Source organism: Arthrobacter pascens, from assembly GCF_030815585.1.
Lineage (GTDB): Bacteria > Actinomycetota > Actinomycetes > Actinomycetales > Micrococcaceae > Arthrobacter > Arthrobacter pascens_A.
Map to the genome: position 1 here is coordinate 4,390,047 of NZ_JAUSWY010000001.1, position 14,399 is coordinate 4,404,445.

Here is a 14,399-nt window from a genome sequence, read left to right on the forward strand (position 1 = left end):
TGCCATCAGGCCCCGCCGCTCAGGGTAAATGCCGAAACCGTGACGCCGGCGTCGGCGAGGGCAGCCTTCACCGCGGTGGCCATTTCTACCGCCCCCGGGGAGTCGCCGTGGACGCAGATACTTTCCGCCTGGATCTTCAGGACGGAGCCGTCGATGGTGCGGACGGATGATTCCGTGGCCATCCGCAGCACCTGCTCGGCCACCTCGGCCGGGTCTTCCAGGACCGCGCCCGGGAGCGAGCGCGACACCAGGGTGCCATCAGGATTGTAGGCGCGGTCAGCGAAGGCTTCCGGGACCGCCCGCAAGCCGGCGGCCTCCGCAAGGCAGAGCACTTCCGAGCCCGGCAGGCCAAGAATCGGAAGTCCCGGGTCCACGGCCTTCACGGCATCCACTACGGCTTGCGCCTGCCCGGTGTGGTGGACGATGGCGTTGTAGAGGCCACCGTGCGGCTTCACGTACCGGACCCGCGCTCCCTCCGCTGCAGCCAGTGCCTGGAGGGCACCCAACTGATAGACGACGTCGTCCGCAAGTTCAGTGGGGCTGATGTCCAGGAAGCGGCGGCCGAAGCCGGCCAGGTCCCGGTAGCCCACGTGGGCGCCGACAACCACGCCGGCGGCCGCGGCGTTGCGGCAGGTCCTGCGGATCACGCTGGGATCGCCGGCGTGGAAGCCGCAGGCCACATTGGCGCTGCTGACGGAGCGGAACATGGCGGCGTCGTCGCCGAGCGTCCAGCGCCCGAACGATTCGCCGACGTCACTGTTCAGATCGATGCTTGCCATTGTGATCCTCATCTCATTGATGTACTACACCAAGAATGCACCATAAATCCAGATTGTTCAACAATCCTTAGATTCAACGATGTGTAGACAGCGATTCTGTACCGCCAACCAGCATTTCGCTCCTGCTGGCCGACTTGGACCGCCACGAGGACAACCTGGCCGCAGCGCACGGGATGCGGGCCACGAAGAGGAAGTTGTTAGGGTGGAAGGATGAATCGTCGCCTTGCCGCCCTGTCCGCCGTCCCCCTGATGCTCCTGCTCGCAGGCTGTGGTTCGGTGCAGGAAGCCGCCGAAACCGCCGCGGGCGACGCTTCATCCAAAGTTGCCACCGCAGCCGCCGACGAGGTGAAGAAGCAGGTGTGCGCCGTCGTGCAGGACGGCCTGGTCAGCGTTGAGGACAAGGCCCTGCTGGGCGGACTGGTCTCCGCAGCCGGCACTGCCGGCGTACCTTCGGAAATCACCACGCCGTTGGGCCAGATCGCCGAGGCCGGCGACCAGGTGCCGGCCGGGTCTGTCACGGAACTGAAGGAAGCCTGCTCAGCCTAGTTCATTCCCGTTCATCATCCACGCCGTGGAGCGTGGTGCCGCGGCCGTCGCCCCGGTGTTCCGGCAACGGGAACGGCACAACGGCGGCATCCGGCCGGGGCGCCGGGATGGAACTGACAAACTTGGCGAGTTCCTCGCGGAGGACCTTCCAGCTGACGTCCCCATCGCTCGGATACGCGTCGACCTCGGCCGACCGCGCCGCAGCAAGCGCAGCCTTGCCGGCCTCGGTGAGCTCCACCTTGAACTGCCTGCGGTCCGCCGCCTGGCGCGTCCGCGTGATATGGCCGGTACCTTCGAGCCGGATCAGGACCCTGCCGAGCGTCTGGCTCTGGACATGGATCAGGGCGGCGAGCTGCTCTTGGTTCAACGGTCCGGCGGCGAGTCCTTCGAGGGCGATCACGGCCGCCCGGGTCAGTCCGAGCGGAGCCAGCGCATCGTCCTGGCGCCGCTGCACCAGCCGCGCCGCCACGGTCAGTAACCGGTAGCTGTTCCGGGCATCTGGATCAAGATTGCTGCTCACCGGCCGCGACCTTCCTGTCGGATGGCGGAATCAAGGGTGTCATTACCCCTTCATGCGTCGCTACAGCCTCTACCATAAGCATGCTTAGCATCCTCTTTGCAAGTATGCTTACTAATTTGGCTCAGTGCCCTCCTCTTGAGGCACCCAAACGGCAGCCTGAGCTTAGCGCTTGCCCTTTTTCCGTGAACCTTTGCCCCGGCCCTTGTCCGGATTGGGCGCGTAGCGCTGCGCCACTTTGGGCTTCTTGACACCTGTTCCCCGCCTGTCCGGCTTGGGTTCCTTCTTGGGCTTCTCCTGCTGGGCGGACGGTTGCCGCGAACTCTGGGCCGTGCGCCCGCGGACGATTCCGATGAATTCCTCGATCACCTCATCCGTGGCATCGCTTGGCCAGGCCAGCGCGATTTCCGTAACCGGCGCACCCGTGAGCCGGCGGGCCACTGTGTCCTTGACGTTGAAGTGGCGGGCCACGGACATCGGCAGGATTACCAGTCCCGCGCCCGAGGCCACCACCTGCATGGCAGGCTCAGGGCCGCCCAGTTCCGCCACGTCCAGGAACGTCTCCTCGGCCAGATCGGCCAGGGCCACTTCCTCAAACACCGAGATCTCGTGCCCCTTCGGCGCCACCACCACGGGCTGCTCCTCATAGAGCGGAATGACGTTCAGGCCGTCGCGCTCCACCGGCAGCCGGACAAAGCTGAGATCCGCGGAACCGTCACGCAGCACCGCCACCTGGGCTCCGTCGTCGGACATAAAGGACTGCAGCGGGATGTCCAGGACGCGCTCCTCCCAGCGGCGGATCCACTTCCCGGGCGTCACTCCCGCCACGTACGCAAACCGCAGCACGCGCGGCGCATCCGGCTCCATGGATTCGGCGGGGACGGGGTTCTGCGGGGAATCATTGTCAGCGGGCACGTCTTCACAGTACCGCCCGCCGGCCCCGTGCTACCGGTGCTGGTGCTGCTTGGTGCTCTGCGAGCAGGCAGCCAGATACCCTTGAAGCATGACCTCTGCAAACTCCCAGTCCATGAAGCCGGCCACTGTTGCCAAGAAGCTTGGTATCTACCTGCCCGCAACGCCCCAGGAGTTCCAGGATTCAACCATCAGCCGCGCAGATTTCGCCGAACTCCAGGCCAACCCGCCGGAGTGGCTGGCCGAGCTTCGCCGCAACGGTCCGCACCCGCGCCCCGTGGTGGCCCAGAAGCTGAACGTCTCCATCAGCGGCCTGGCCCGGGGTGGCGTGGAGGAGGCGCTGACGACGGCGGAAATCACCGCGCTGCTGCAGGCTCCCCCTGCCTGGCTGGTCGCCGAACGCTCAACCCACGCAGCCGTCCGGGCCGAAGCGCAGCGCGTCAAGGACGAGGCCGCCAAGAAGGAAGCCAAAAAGGCCCGCGCCACGGCCGAGTAACCTCAGCCCGGCATACTGCGGCGGGCACCCGGCCCACCGCTCGGCCGTGAAATCCCAGGCTTGTCCGCAGATCCGGGCCGTAAAGGTCAGGACCGGCGGACAAGGTCGGGTCAGTCCTGGTGCAGCTGGACGAAGTTGCCGAAGCCGTCATCGAACACCGCGGTGACCCCGGATGGATCCTCGGTCGGTTCGCCCTGGAAGGCCACCCCGGCGTCAACAAGCCTGCGGTATTCAGCCTGCACATCCTGTACGCCGAAGACGATGGCCGGGATGCCGGCGCCGTGCAGTGCATTCATGTAGTCCGCACCGATCGGGTTGTCGCTCGGCTCCAGCAGCAGCCCCACCGATCCGGCGTCAGCTCCGGGGTCCTTGACGATGAACAGGTTGTACTCGGGCATGGCCATCAACGTGTCGAAACCCAGAGTCTGCGTGTAGAAAGCATGGGCGGTGGCCGGGTCCTGGACATGGATGCTGCACATTTTGAGTCTCATGGTCCTACGCTACGCGGTGCGGCCGCCGCTGCGTAGCTTCGTTCCAGGGCCTTCCCCGGCCCGGCGTCCTGCCCATTGACCCCGGTGCCTGCAGGGGTTGCAATGGAAGTAGCAACCCGGAGTCCTGGGCCGGGCCTGACACTCGGAGGTGCCGCGGTGCCCGCCATATCAGAATCCGTCCTTGCGGGAACCTGGCAGCTGTTGTTCTGGGGAGCCGTGCTGGCCTGCGCAGTGGCGGCCACGGTTTTTGCCGTGCGCCAGCACTCTGTGCTCGAGCCCGCCGGCCGCGCGTCCGACACCCTGTTTTGGGACGTATTCATGGGCTCCGCGGTGGCAGTCCCGGCAATCCTTATTCCCACACTGGGCTCGCCTTGGGCGGGTGTGGCGCTGGCCGCGGTGGGCGGGGCAACCGGGGTGGTCGCCTACCGAAGCCACCCGAGGATCAGGGCGTGGCAGTCCACGCGGCGGCAACGCCGGCAGGAGCAGCCCCTCTACACGGCGGCTCAGGCCGAACACACCACGCTGCTGGCCCGGTGGAGCCGCTACGAGCTGGACCCGGCATGCTGCATCGACTACCCGGCAATGACCGACGTCCGGCAGCCCGAAACCGCGGCAGTGATCAGGGCAATGCGGGAAGCCGAGCAGCTCCGCACCGTCCCGCAGCAGGGGTATGCCCCCGCCGTCGCCCGCCTGCGCATGGCCTTGACCGAAGCCGAAAAGGCGGCCGGAATTCCTGCCGCCGCGGAATGAAGGATTGACTGGGGGTCAGAACCGGTTCCGCAAGAGGCGCTCCCGATGCCAGCTTTGATGCCCCACCAGGGATGAGTGCAGGTCGCGGACCCACTCCGGTGGCGCGGATCCAGTTCCGCAAGCATCCCTTCTACTGCGCGGATGGCCCGCGTCAAGGGTTCGTCGGAGCCGGCGTACACTTCCCGGCCGGCCGGCGTCCGGATCGGACGGGAAATCCCGGCCGATCCCTCCCCTGCAGGCTTGCCAGTGCCTGGCCCCAGAGCATGGCCTGATCCACCGTCAGGTGGTCAACCGAAACCTCAGCTCCCGGCGCCACCGGCACCACCATGGCTGTGACGTCGCCCAGGGCTGTTTTCACCGCCTCGGTCAGCTGTCCGTTGGCACTTGCCAGGGGCCTGACGGCGCCAAGACCACGGTCAGCCCACTCCGCCATCAACGGGGCCGAACTGCTGAGCTTTTCCCCGGCCACAGAAGGGGAAGGGGCAAACCTGACATAGGTGGGCATGTTCCCCTCCCTGCCCGGCACGATGAAGACATGGGTGGCGCTGGACCTTAGCCAGCGCGCGGCACCTGCAGGCGAGCCCCAGGCAGCCGCAACGGCGTCCGCAACGGGACTTCGCCATTCAGCGTCCACCGAACTACTGATCTGCCAGATGTGGGAGACAGGAAGCATGCGTCAAATATTCCACAGGATCCCGGCCGGCCGACGTTAAGGGCTGTGTCGGCGCCGCTGGAGCCAGGCACTTGCCCGGCGGTAGCATCCGAAGATGAAGCCCACAGAAACGGAAGTTCGCGACCAATTTGGCAGGCTGCTGGCAGACCGGGAAGTTTGGCGGCAGGCTGTGACGCTGGAGGCCGCCGGCGAGTTGACGGCGCGTTGGCTCGAAGGCAGCAGTGAGTACCAGCCCGCTACCTTCACGGCAAGCTTTGACGACGAGACCGGTCCCATAGCCGCAGCCCTGGCCTTCCTCAACAGGAACGGCCTGTTCACCAAGGAGTCCCAGCCCGGCCTGCGGACCGGCGCCAACGCCCAGCGCCAATACGTCACGGGATTTTGCAGTGCGGACGTGGCGGCCCAGCTCCTGGCGTTGTCCACCCGGTCCGAGCTGGTCACAGTAGCGCATGCGCCCGGGGAGGCCAGCAGCGCTGCGATCCCGGTCACGCTGGCGGGAGCAGAGGTGGTCACCGTGCTCGGTTCCAGTGAAAATCCTGTAACCGAGGAGCAGATCCAGGATTGGGCGGGTGAGACCAACGAAAACTTGGCGCTGCTCCTGGCCGACTCCTGGTACGTGGAGATCCTGGACCCGTCGTGGGGCAGGAACCACGTCCTGCTGCCGGCAGTGACTGCAGCCCTCAGCCCCGGGGAGTAAAGAGGCGGGCAGCGAAGCTTCCCGCAGTAACCGGCTACGCGTCCGCCCCCACAACCTTCACGCTTGCCACAATCTCAATCTCAAAGGCCTGCGAGGAGCGCATGGAGCCGCGGAACCAGCGGAGAGCATGCACGCCGGGGTCTCCCGGGACCACGACTGGCCGGAGGTTGTCGACGGCGGACGCCTGCGTCACTGCCTCCCACGTGCTGGTTCCGCTCCAGGGGACCGTTGACGTCGTTGGTCCGGCAGGTGATGATCGCCGCGAGCTGCCGGCCCTGCCGCCGGAGGTCCGTGGTCCAGCCGTGCGTGAGGACGTCGCCGTCGATCGCTGTGCGGGCCGCGAAAATGGTGGTCAGCTCCGTTTGCGAGATGCCCGCGGAACCGATGGCAGGCTTGCTGACCGTACGTCCGCCGGCGTCGTGGAGGTCAGACCCCCGCAGCCGCTGCCACACGGGCCACTTCGCGGATGCGGGCGGCGGTCAGCCGGCCCATCCGGATGGCCCCATCCACATGCTGGTAGCCCTCGGCCGCGAGGTCCGAGGAGCACCAATAAATCGGCCCCACGGGGGCATGCTGGTCCTTGCCGTAGCGGTGCAGGCCGCCCAGGTCGTAGCTCGAGGCATAGGCACCCCGCGTCCATTCCTCAGAACCCCAATCTGATTCGTAGTAGACCTCCGGCTCGAGGGCTTCATCCCCCAGGAAGCCGGCAATCGACTCCAGCACTACACGCTTGCGGTCTTCGGCGCCCAACTCGAAGACGGCGTCGGCCTTTTCATCGGAAATGAACCCCACCAGGGTGCCCCGCACGTCACCGTAGTTAGTGTTGTCATAGACCTCCTGGACCAGGGAGCCTGCTCCGAAGCCCGTCCCGGACAGCCCTTTTTCGCGCCAGAACGGCGTGCTGTAGACGGCGTGGACCTTGATGACGAGGCCCAGGGACTGGTGCTGGTGCATCTGATGCTGGCGTCGCGGCAGGGGCGGGTTGAAGGAGACCCGGGAGTAAAGGTTGGGCGGCACCGCCATGATCACAAACCGCGCGTTGACGCTGGCCCGCTCGGAAACGACGTGGACGCGATGGCCACCACCGGGATCCGATTCCCAGTTGACGGTGCGCACCGGACTGTTAAGAACGACGTCGTCGCCCAACTCCTGCGCCTGCAACAGGGAGACCTGCTGCATCCCGCCGATAACCCGCTTGTCCAGGATGAAGTCCTCATCCGTGAGGCGGGTGAAGGACCCTGCGGAAGCCGCCATCAGCACGGCCTGGAGTGCTGAGAAGGCGTGGGCGGGCTTGGTGAGCATCCCGCCTGCGATGAACAGGCCGATGTTCTTGCACGCCTCCTCATTGTCCGAGTGGGCCCGCAGCCAATGATGGAACGCAATGGTGTCCAGCTCGCGGGCCTTGGGGTGTGCCCACGGTTCAGTGGGGCCGATGTCAGCAGCCAGCCCGTCCAGCAGGGCAATGAGCTTGTCCATTTCGGCGGCGGTGGCGGCGTCGACAGGGAAGGAGTCACCGCTGTAGCGGACGGGCGTGCCGTCGGCGCCGATGTAGACCGACGCGCCGTCACGGTAGCGGGAATAGGTTTTCAGGCCCAGTTCCGACAGGAGGTCCAGGAGCACAGTCTGGTCCGGCGAGACCCACTGGCCGCCGATCTCCAGCATGGCTCCGTCAATGGTGTCCGTCCAGGTGCGGCCACCCACGCGGTCGCGGGCTTCCAGTACGGCGACACTCAGGCCTGCCTTCTTCAGTTCGCGGGCCGCGGTCAGCCCGGAGGGCCCCGCTCCCACGACCACAACGTCGCGGTTAAGGTTCAGCATGATGTCCTCTCTGTGAGCACGCCAGTGATGCGCTCCACTAAATGAATGTCATTCATTTATTAGAACTATAGCGGTTCGCGCAAGGCTCCGGAAGAGGCTGGTGGAATAATGCTGGGGAACCCACCGAAAGGCCAGCAATGCCGGCAGCATCAGCCGCACCAGGAACCACAGCCGGAACGGCCGGCAAGATCTCCGCTCAAGCCCGGAGGCGCGCCGGCCGGCCCTCCGCCGCTGTGCTGGACAAGGAAGGGATCACGGCAGCGGCACTGGAGCTCATCGGCCAGAAGGGCTACGACGGCCTCACCATGGCCGGACTGGCGCGCGTGCTGGACGTGGCGCCGTCGGCCCTTTACAACCATGTGGCCTCCAAACGTGACGTGCTCCTGCTGGTGGAGGACCATCTCGCCGCACTGGTGGACGTGTCCGGCTTCGGAACTGAGCCCTGGGAAGGGGCGGTGCGGACGTGGGCTTGGAGCTACCGGGATGTCTTCGCCCAGCACACTCCCCTGATTCCGGTGATCGCGGTCCTGCCCGTAACGGATGCGCCACAGACCCTGGCCATGTATGAGACTGTCAGCGCGGGATTCCTGGACGCCGGTTTCCCGCAGGAGCGGATCATTTCCGCCGTAGTGGCCTTGGAATCCTTCATTTTCGGCTCGGCCTATGACGTGACGGCTCCGGCGGACATTTTCGACCCCGGCAGCATGGCCGGTTCCACGCCCCATTTCACCGGTGCCGTACGGAGCCTTGCCGAAGCGGGGCACGAACGCCCGGCCGATGTCGCTTTCGGCCTGGGGCTCGAGGCGTTGATTGCCGGGCTCGGAGCCCTGCGTACTTAGCGGGAGCTGAACGAAAGTGGGGCACTTCGACACGGACACGCCGCCGTTTCGGCCTGGTCCGCGGATTTTGCTCCCCAAAGTGGCGCACGACGGCCGCACGGGGCACACCGTCCACGGCGAATATGCGGGTGTTTTGACATGCAGAAACAGCGGAAGGCAGGCGGCGCCCGTGGACACCGCCTGCCTTCTTGTGCAGCAGCCTGTGGTCAGCCTGCCATGATCAAACGCGCCGGTTAGAAACCGGCTCCGTCCGCCTTGACGGCGAGGACGGGGCGGTCGGCCTGCATGAGGATCCGCTGTGCATGGCTTCCCAGGATGAACTTGCCCACCTGGGTCCGGTGCCGGAGCCCGATGACGATCAGCGACGCGTTGGCCTCGCGGGCGACGTCGAGGAACTCGTCGGCGAGGTCGTGCTGGTACGGGGGCTGGATCACGGTGGCCTTGACGCCGGCCTCCGCCGCGCGGCTGGCCGCCCGTGCCAGGACATTGTCCGGTGCCACTGACTTGTCCACCAGAGCGCCTTCCCTCGCCGAGTTGACGATCACCAGGTCCTCGTTGCGGAGCTTGGCTTCGGCGATGCCTGCGGTCAATGCGGCTTCTCCCGCGGGGGTAGGGACGAATCCGACGATGATGCTCATACCTTCTCCTTGATTTCCGGCGTCACGGCCGTGGCGCCTGTGGATTTGCGCTTGGCGGCCACACTGCGGATAACCGGAAGCAGGGCTACCAGGACAAAAATGATGAGCAGTGTTGCCGAAATGGGACGGCCCAGGAAGCCGACGGAGTCGCCGCCAAACATCAGGAGCGAGCGGCGCACGGAGCTTTCCAGCAGTTCGCCGAGCACGAAGGCCAGCACCAGGGGACCCGGTTCGAAGCCGAACTTCTTCATGAGGTATCCGATGATGCCGAAGACCACCACGAGCGTGACATCGAACATGCTGTTGTTGATGGTGTAGGCGCCCAGCAGCGTGATCAGGGCCGTGACCGGGGCCAGGATGGCGGCCCGGACGCGGAGGATCTTCACGAAGATTCCCACCAGCGGCAGGCTCATGATCAGGAGCAGGATGTTGCCGATGTACATGGAGTTCACCACGCCCCAGAAGAGCTCCGGGTTCTGTTCCACCAGCTGCGGTCCGGGGGTGACGCCCTGGATCAGCAGCGCGCCGAACATCAGCGCCATGGTGGCGTTGGCGGGGATGCCAAGCGTCAGCAGCGGAATAAAGGACGACGTGGCTGCGGCGTTGTTGGCCGTTTCCGGTCCGGCCACGCCTTCCGGGGCACCCTTGCCGAAGCGTTCGGGCTGCTTGGCCCGCTTCTTCTCCATCGCATAGGAAGCCATGGATGCGATGGTTGCGCCGCCGCCGGGGAGGATTCCGAGGAAGAAACCCAGCACGGATCCGCGGCCGATGGCGCCGGAGGCCTGCTTGAGGTCCTGGCGCGAGGGCCAGACGTTCGCGACTTTCGACGGCGCCTTGGCGGCCCGGTGGCGCTCCTCAAGGTTGTAGAGGATTTCGCCGAGGCCGAAGATGCCCATGGCGATCGGCACGAAGTCGATGCCGTCGGCCAGCTGCAGGCTGCCGAACGTGAACCGGCTTTCGCCGGTGAAGATGTCCCGGCCCACGGTGGCGAGCAGCAGGCCCAGGGCCGCGGCAATGAGCGCCTTGGCTTTGGAGCCACTGCTGATCGTGGCCACCAGCAGAATGCCGAGCATCGCCAGGGCCGTGTACTCGGGCGGGCCGAAGTCCAGGGCGAAACTCGCCACGATGGGCGCCAGGAACGTCAGGCCGATGATGGCAGCCGTTCCACCGATGAAGGATCCGATGGAGGCCAGGCCCAGCGCAGTGCCCGCCCTGCCCTGTTTTGCCATCTGGTAGCCGTCGAACACCGTGACCACAGAGGACGCTTCACCCGGAAGCCGCAGGAGCACGGAAGTGATGGTGCCGCCGTATTGTGCGCCGTAGAAGATGCCAGCCAGCATGATGATGGCGGTCACGGGCTCCACGTTGTACGTAAGCGGAAGCAGGATGGCGATGGTTGCCGCGGGCCCCAAGCCGGGCAGCACGCCGATCAGCATGCCGATCACGACGCCGATCAGGCAGTAAAGGAGGTTGGTCGGCTCCAGGACAACCGCAAATCCGTTAATAACGGGATTCAGAAAATCCACGGGGTCTCCTAGAAGAGGTGGGGGATGGAGGTGTTGAGCGCGAGGACGAAGATTGCGTAGAACGCAATCACGACGACGGCACTGACCACCAGCGTGGAGCGCCACGTTTCGCCGCCAAGGAAGCGCATCCAAATGATGCACAGCACCAGGGCCGGCAGCTCGAAGCCGATGAGCGGCATCAGGGCCACCATGGCGGCGAGGGTCACCAGTCCGGTCAGCGGGGCGGTGGACATGCGGGTGAACTTCTCCGCATCCCGGTTGTGCCGGCCCAGGATCAGCTGGAAGACGCCGAGGGCAACCATGACCAGGCTGATGACAAACGGCCACAGACCGGGCTGCGGCTTATCAGGTGTGCCCAGCCCCATGGAGACCGAGAGGATGACGGCACCGATGCCGACGCCCAGGACCACCAGCGACGACGCCGCGTTGGCGAGGGCTCCCGCCGCAGGAGGCTTTTCCTCCTCCCACTGGGCTGCGAGCTGCTCGGGTGTCAGGTCATCCACTTCGACAGCGGACTCGGCGGGATCGCGGGGGGCGCCGCCGCCGGAGGCAGTGGCGCTGCCTCCGGCGGATTCTGCGGGTGTTCCTTTCACAGGAGTCACTTATTTCCGCTGAGGCTGATGTCGTACTTCTCCACCAGCTCCTTGTACTTAGCTGCATAGGCCTTCCACTCGGTGACCACTTCCTCACCGGAGATTTCCTTGGGCGTCAGCATGTTCTTTTTGTTGAACTCCTTATAGGCATCCGACTTGAAGGCGTCCTGGAATGCGGCAAGCAGCTTGTCCTTGACGTCCTGCGGAGTGCCCTTCGGGGCGGCCACGGCGCGATACTGTGCAACCGGCACGTCGTAGCCGGCTTCCTTCGCGGTCGGCGTATCCGGCAGGAACGTGTTGCGTTCCTCGGAGAAGACCAGCAGCGGGGCAACCTTTCCGGCCTCGATCTGCGGCATGGCTTCGCCGAGCTGGATGGTGGCGAGCTCAACCTGGTTGCCAAGGACTGCCGTCAGGGCAGGCTTGCCGCTGTCAAAGGGGATGTCGGTGCCGGTGACATTGGCCTGCTTGAAGAGCACTGTCTGGGCGAGCTGGCTGCCGGTGCCGACCCCCGTGGTACCGAAGGTGACGGCCCGGCCGGCACCGGTCACATCCTTGAACGTCTTGAATCCTGACCCGAGGCTGGCCACCAGGACGTAGTCGTCCTGCGACAACCCGGCAATGATGTCCAGGTCATCAATGTTGACGGCTTCATCGGCGCTGACTGCCAAAGGAGTGATGGTGATCAGGGATGCGTTGAGCAGGACAAGCTCCTGGCCGTCGGCCGGCTTGCCAGCCACCTCTTTGGTTGCCAAGGCGCCGTTGGCGCCGGGCTTGTTCACCACCGGCATCGGCTGGCCGAGGGTCTTGGCGGCACCTTCGGCGAGGGCCCGTGCGATCAGGTCGGTGCTGCCGCCGGCAGCCTGGCCCACCGAGAGGTTGATAGGACCCGTCGGGTATTTGGCCGCGTCGGCGGTTCCGCCGCCGGCGACGTTGCCGCAGGCCGTCAACGCCAGCAGCGTGACAGCGGAGGCCGCACCGAGGATGGTGCGGCGTGTGGGGAAGTGCTTCATTGGAACTCCTCATAGAAACCCGGGGCGGGGATCCCGGACGGTTGTGTGAACCGAATCACGCCGGTTCACCTGTGACGAGTCTAGGGAGCCGCTATGATGCATGTCTAAGCCCCAAAATGCATCGGGTGATACCAGAAAGGCATCATGTTTACTTTTGACCAACTGGCCGGATTCATTGCCGTGGCGGAAGAACTCCACTTCGGACGGGCAGCGGAAAGACTGAATATGACGCAGCCGCCGCTGAGCCGCCAGATCCAGAAACTGGAGAAGAGCATCGGCACGGAACTGCTGGAACGCGACAACCGCAAAGTTCAGCTGACTCCGGCCGGGAACGCGTTCCTGGACGAGGCCAAAAGGCTCGTGGCCCTGGCTAACCGCGCGCCGGTTACCGCACGCAGAATCGCCACCGGACGCTCTGGTGTCCTCCGGGTCGGCTTCACGGCAGCCAGCGGATTCAGCATCCTGGGCCCACTCCTGGAAGAGATCGCGGCCATTCTCCCGCAGGTGGACATCGACCTCCAGGAACTCGTGACGGGAGAACAGATCCAAGGCCTGCTGACGGGTGAACTCGACATGGGCCTGGCCCGGCCACCCTTCGACCGGGAAGTCTTTGATTCACATCTGCTGTACCGCGAGTCCATGGTGTTGGCCGTCCCCTCCGGACACCGGCTCACAGACCTCAGGCGCCCCGTGGAGGACGCCGACCTCCGGGACGAACCGCTCATTATGCACTCGCCCACGAAGGCGGCCTATTTCTACGACCTGGTGGTCCGCATGCACGACATCCGGCATGGGAATGTTGTCCACACGGTCAGCCAGATCCTCACCATGGTCTCCCTCGTGGCAGCCAGGCGGGGGGTGGCCTTCGTTCCGCACTCGGCCACACTGCTGGCCATCAAGGGCGTCGACTTCCTGCCGCTGAGCGGCAGCGACAGTGAAGACCCGGTGGAGCTGCATGCCATCTGGAACCGCAAGGTGGCCAACCCGGCACTGCGGCGCCTCCTCCAGGACCTCGAGTTCAGAACGGAGTAGCGGGGACGTCCGGAGGGCGTGGCGCGGCGATGCGGTTTGGGTATCAATCAATACGAAAAGGCACTTAGACAGGCATCACGTGGGTTGCCTACTCTGGACACGAACCAACATCCCCGCCGCCAGCGGCATTCACACAGAGGACAACATTGTGGCAAAGTACACCCCGCAGGAACTGGCCGACACCCTCAAGGAAGGCCTGCTATCCTTCCCGGTGACATCGTTCGATGCCGAGCTGCAGTTCGACGAGGAAAACTACCGCAAACACCTCGCCTGGCAGGCCAGCTTCCCCGTGGCCGGCCTGTTCGCAGCCGGCGGAACAGGCGAAGGGTTCTCCCTCACGCCGTCGGAATCCGAGCGCGTGGTCCGCACTGCCGTCGATGAGGTAGGCAACCAGGTGCCGGTGCTGGCATCCGCCGGCGGATCCACTGCCCAAGCCATCGAGAACGCCAAGGCGGCCGAAGCGGCCGGCGCTGACGGAATCCTGCTCCTCCCGCCCTACCTGACAGAGGCCGACCAGGGCGGCCTGACGGACCATGTCAGCGCCATCTGCCGCTCCACTTCGCTGGGCGTCATCATCTACAACCGCGCCAACGCCATCTACAAGGACACCACGGTTGCCACGCTGGCCGACCGCCACGAAAACCTGATCGGCTTCAAGGACGGCGTGGGCGACCTCGAACACGACGCCCGCGTCTATGCGAAGCTCGGCGACCGCCTCTTCTACCTCGGAGGCCTCCCGACCGCCGAAACCTTCGCGCTTCCGCTGCTCCAGCTGGGCATGAGCACGTACTCAAGTGCCATGTACAACTTCGTCCCGCAATTCGCCCTGGACTTCTACCAGGACGTTCGGAACCAGGACCGAGTCGCCGTCAACAAGAAGCTGAACGATTTTGTCATTCCATACCTGGACATCCGTGACCGGGTCAAGGGCTACTCGGTCTCGATCGTCAAGGGCGGCCTGGACGCCATCGGCCGCTCCGCCGGCGGCGTCCGCCCTCCGCTGCAGAACCTGGCACCCCAGGACCTCGCGGACCTCAAAGCCCTCATCGCCACCGTCTCCTGATCCACCGTTTCCTAGGAGG

18 protein-coding genes are annotated in these 14,399 nt (G+C 65.4%); 7 read left to right on the plus strand and 11 right to left on the minus strand.

The genetic code is table 11. From position 1 onward, the window contains the following. Nucleotides 1-5: 5 nt before the first annotated feature. Nucleotides 6-779 carry a LamB/YcsF family protein gene (locus tag QFZ30_RS20330; protein WP_307079378.1) on the minus strand — a complete coding sequence of 258 codons (774 nt, stop codon included), beginning with the start codon at nt 777-779 and terminating at the stop codon, nt 6-8. A gap of 210 nt (nt 780-989) precedes the next feature. Between QFZ30_RS20330 and QFZ30_RS20335 the strand changes: the two genes are divergently transcribed. Further along, nucleotides 990-1,325: a hypothetical protein gene (locus QFZ30_RS20335; RefSeq protein WP_307079380.1), complete on the plus strand. Its 336-nt coding sequence runs from the start codon at nt 990-992 to the stop codon at nt 1,323-1,325. Nucleotide 1,326: 1 nt separating this feature from the next. Here QFZ30_RS20335 and QFZ30_RS20340 read toward each other — a convergent pair whose 3' ends face one another. Continuing rightward, the gene (locus QFZ30_RS20340) at nt 1,327-1,845 is read right to left on the minus strand and encodes a MarR family winged helix-turn-helix transcriptional regulator (RefSeq protein ID WP_307079382.1); all 519 of its coding nucleotides are present in this window, start codon (nt 1,843-1,845) and stop codon (nt 1,327-1,329) included. 162 nt (nt 1,846-2,007) lie between these two features. Next, nucleotides 2,008-2,709, minus strand: coding sequence for a LysR substrate-binding domain-containing protein (locus QFZ30_RS20345; RefSeq protein ID WP_307080402.1), 702 nt, complete (start codon nt 2,707-2,709; stop codon nt 2,008-2,010). A gap of 136 nt (nt 2,710-2,845) precedes the next feature. On the opposite strand from QFZ30_RS20345, the gene QFZ30_RS20350 reads away from it, so the two are divergent. Continuing rightward, entirely contained in the window at nt 2,846-3,250 is a 405-nt protein-coding gene (locus QFZ30_RS20350) for a DUF5997 family protein (RefSeq protein ID WP_307079384.1), read from the plus strand. Nucleotides 3,251-3,360: 110 nt separating this feature from the next. On the opposite strand, the gene QFZ30_RS20355 is transcribed toward QFZ30_RS20350, so the two are convergent. Then, nucleotides 3,361-3,741 (minus strand): VOC family protein, encoded by a 381-nt coding sequence (locus tag QFZ30_RS20355; protein WP_307079385.1) that lies wholly within the window; start codon nt 3,739-3,741, stop codon nt 3,361-3,363. A 156-nt stretch (nt 3,742-3,897) separates the two neighbouring features. On the opposite strand from QFZ30_RS20355, the gene QFZ30_RS20360 reads away from it, so the two are divergent. Beyond that, nucleotides 3,898-4,491: a hypothetical protein gene (locus tag QFZ30_RS20360; RefSeq protein ID WP_307079386.1), complete on the plus strand. Its 594-nt coding sequence runs from the start codon at nt 3,898-3,900 to the stop codon at nt 4,489-4,491. Between the two features lie 151 nt (nt 4,492-4,642). Here the strand turns inward: QFZ30_RS20360 and QFZ30_RS20365 are convergent, their stop codons facing one another. Then, nucleotides 4,643-5,164, minus strand: coding sequence for a hypothetical protein (locus QFZ30_RS20365; RefSeq protein ID WP_307079388.1), 522 nt, complete (start codon nt 5,162-5,164; stop codon nt 4,643-4,645). 94 nt (nt 5,165-5,258) lie between these two features. Between QFZ30_RS20365 and QFZ30_RS20370 the strand changes: the two genes are divergently transcribed. Next, the gene (locus QFZ30_RS20370; protein ID WP_307079390.1) at nt 5,259-5,861 is read left to right on the plus strand and encodes a DUF6919 domain-containing protein; all 603 of its coding nucleotides are present in this window, start codon (nt 5,259-5,261) and stop codon (nt 5,859-5,861) included. 80 nt (nt 5,862-5,941) lie between these two features. Here QFZ30_RS20370 and QFZ30_RS20375 read toward each other — a convergent pair whose 3' ends face one another. Further along, complete coding sequence (locus tag QFZ30_RS20375; protein WP_307079392.1) at nt 5,942-6,313, minus strand: hypothetical protein; 372 nt, start codon at nt 6,311-6,313, stop codon at nt 5,942-5,944. Beyond that, nucleotides 6,288-7,679, minus strand: coding sequence for a flavin monoamine oxidase family protein (locus QFZ30_RS20380; protein WP_307079394.1), 1,392 nt, complete (start codon nt 7,677-7,679; stop codon nt 6,288-6,290). Before QFZ30_RS20380 ends, QFZ30_RS20375 begins: the two co-directional genes overlap by 26 nt. 137 nt (nt 7,680-7,816) lie before the next feature. Between QFZ30_RS20380 and QFZ30_RS20385 the strand changes: the two genes are divergently transcribed. Further along, nucleotides 7,817-8,518 (plus strand): TetR/AcrR family transcriptional regulator, encoded by a 702-nt coding sequence (locus QFZ30_RS20385; protein ID WP_307079396.1) that lies wholly within the window; start codon nt 7,817-7,819, stop codon nt 8,516-8,518. A gap of 233 nt (nt 8,519-8,751) precedes the next feature. Here QFZ30_RS20385 and QFZ30_RS20390 read toward each other — a convergent pair whose 3' ends face one another. The 4 genes from QFZ30_RS20390 to QFZ30_RS20405 are packed head-to-tail and all read right to left on the minus strand — an operon-like array spanning nt 8,752 to nt 12,285. Beyond that, complete coding sequence (locus tag QFZ30_RS20390) at nt 8,752-9,156, minus strand: universal stress protein (protein ID WP_307079398.1); 405 nt, start codon at nt 9,154-9,156, stop codon at nt 8,752-8,754. Then, a complete protein-coding gene (locus tag QFZ30_RS20395; RefSeq protein ID WP_307079400.1) occupies nt 9,153-10,682 on the minus strand; it encodes a tripartite tricarboxylate transporter permease in 1,530 nt (509 codons plus the stop codon). Before QFZ30_RS20395 ends, QFZ30_RS20390 begins: the two co-directional genes overlap by 4 nt. A gap of 8 nt (nt 10,683-10,690) precedes the next feature. Beyond that, nucleotides 10,691-11,275 carry a tripartite tricarboxylate transporter TctB family protein gene (locus QFZ30_RS20400; protein WP_307079402.1) on the minus strand — a complete coding sequence of 195 codons (585 nt, stop codon included), beginning with the start codon at nt 11,273-11,275 and terminating at the stop codon, nt 10,691-10,693. A gap of 5 nt (nt 11,276-11,280) precedes the next feature. Continuing rightward, nucleotides 11,281-12,285, minus strand: a complete 1,005-nt coding sequence (locus tag QFZ30_RS20405; RefSeq protein WP_307079404.1) for a Bug family tripartite tricarboxylate transporter substrate binding protein — start codon at nt 12,283-12,285, stop codon at nt 11,281-11,283. Between the two features lie 144 nt (nt 12,286-12,429). Here QFZ30_RS20405 and QFZ30_RS20410 point away from each other — a divergent pair, with 144 nt between their 5' ends. Beyond that, complete coding sequence (locus QFZ30_RS20410; protein WP_307079406.1) at nt 12,430-13,317, plus strand: LysR substrate-binding domain-containing protein; 888 nt, start codon at nt 12,430-12,432, stop codon at nt 13,315-13,317. A 148-nt stretch (nt 13,318-13,465) separates the two neighbouring features. Further along, nucleotides 13,466-14,380, plus strand: coding sequence for a 5-dehydro-4-deoxyglucarate dehydratase (gene kdgD / locus QFZ30_RS20415; RefSeq protein ID WP_307079407.1), 915 nt, complete (start codon nt 13,466-13,468; stop codon nt 14,378-14,380). Nucleotides 14,381-14,399 lie beyond the last annotated feature (19 nt).

Excerpts from the sequence above, each read along its gene's own strand:
- QFZ30_RS20330 (WP_307079378.1), bottom strand. The coding sequence starts at position 779 with ATGGCAAGCATCGATCTGAACAGTGACGTCGGCGAATCGTTCGGGCGC.
- QFZ30_RS20405 (WP_307079404.1), bottom strand. The coding sequence starts at position 12,285 with ATGAAGCACTTCCCCACACGCCGCACCATCCTCGGTGCGGCCTCCGCT.
- QFZ30_RS20410 (WP_307079406.1), top strand. The coding sequence starts at position 12,430 with ATGTTTACTTTTGACCAACTGGCCGGATTCATTGCCGTGGCGGAAGAA.
- QFZ30_RS20370 (WP_307079390.1), top strand. The coding sequence starts at position 5,259 with ATGAAGCCCACAGAAACGGAAGTTCGCGACCAATTTGGCAGGCTGCTG.
- QFZ30_RS20335 (WP_307079380.1), top strand. The coding sequence starts at position 990 with ATGAATCGTCGCCTTGCCGCCCTGTCCGCCGTCCCCCTGATGCTCCTG.
- QFZ30_RS20350 (WP_307079384.1), top strand. The coding sequence starts at position 2,846 with ATGACCTCTGCAAACTCCCAGTCCATGAAGCCGGCCACTGTTGCCAAG.
- QFZ30_RS20380 (WP_307079394.1), bottom strand. The coding sequence starts at position 7,679 with ATGCTGAACCTTAACCGCGACGTTGTGGTCGTGGGAGCGGGGCCCTCC.
- QFZ30_RS20365 (WP_307079388.1), bottom strand. The coding sequence starts at position 5,164 with ATGCTTCCTGTCTCCCACATCTGGCAGATCAGTAGTTCGGTGGACGCT.
- QFZ30_RS20355 (WP_307079385.1), bottom strand. The coding sequence starts at position 3,741 with ATGAGACTCAAAATGTGCAGCATCCATGTCCAGGACCCGGCCACCGCC.
- QFZ30_RS20385 (WP_307079396.1), top strand. The coding sequence starts at position 7,817 with ATGCCGGCAGCATCAGCCGCACCAGGAACCACAGCCGGAACGGCCGGC.
- QFZ30_RS20345 (WP_307080402.1), bottom strand. The coding sequence starts at position 2,709 with ATGGAGCCGGATGCGCCGCGCGTGCTGCGGTTTGCGTACGTGGCGGGA.
- QFZ30_RS20390 (WP_307079398.1), bottom strand. The coding sequence starts at position 9,156 with ATGAGCATCATCGTCGGATTCGTCCCTACCCCCGCGGGAGAAGCCGCA.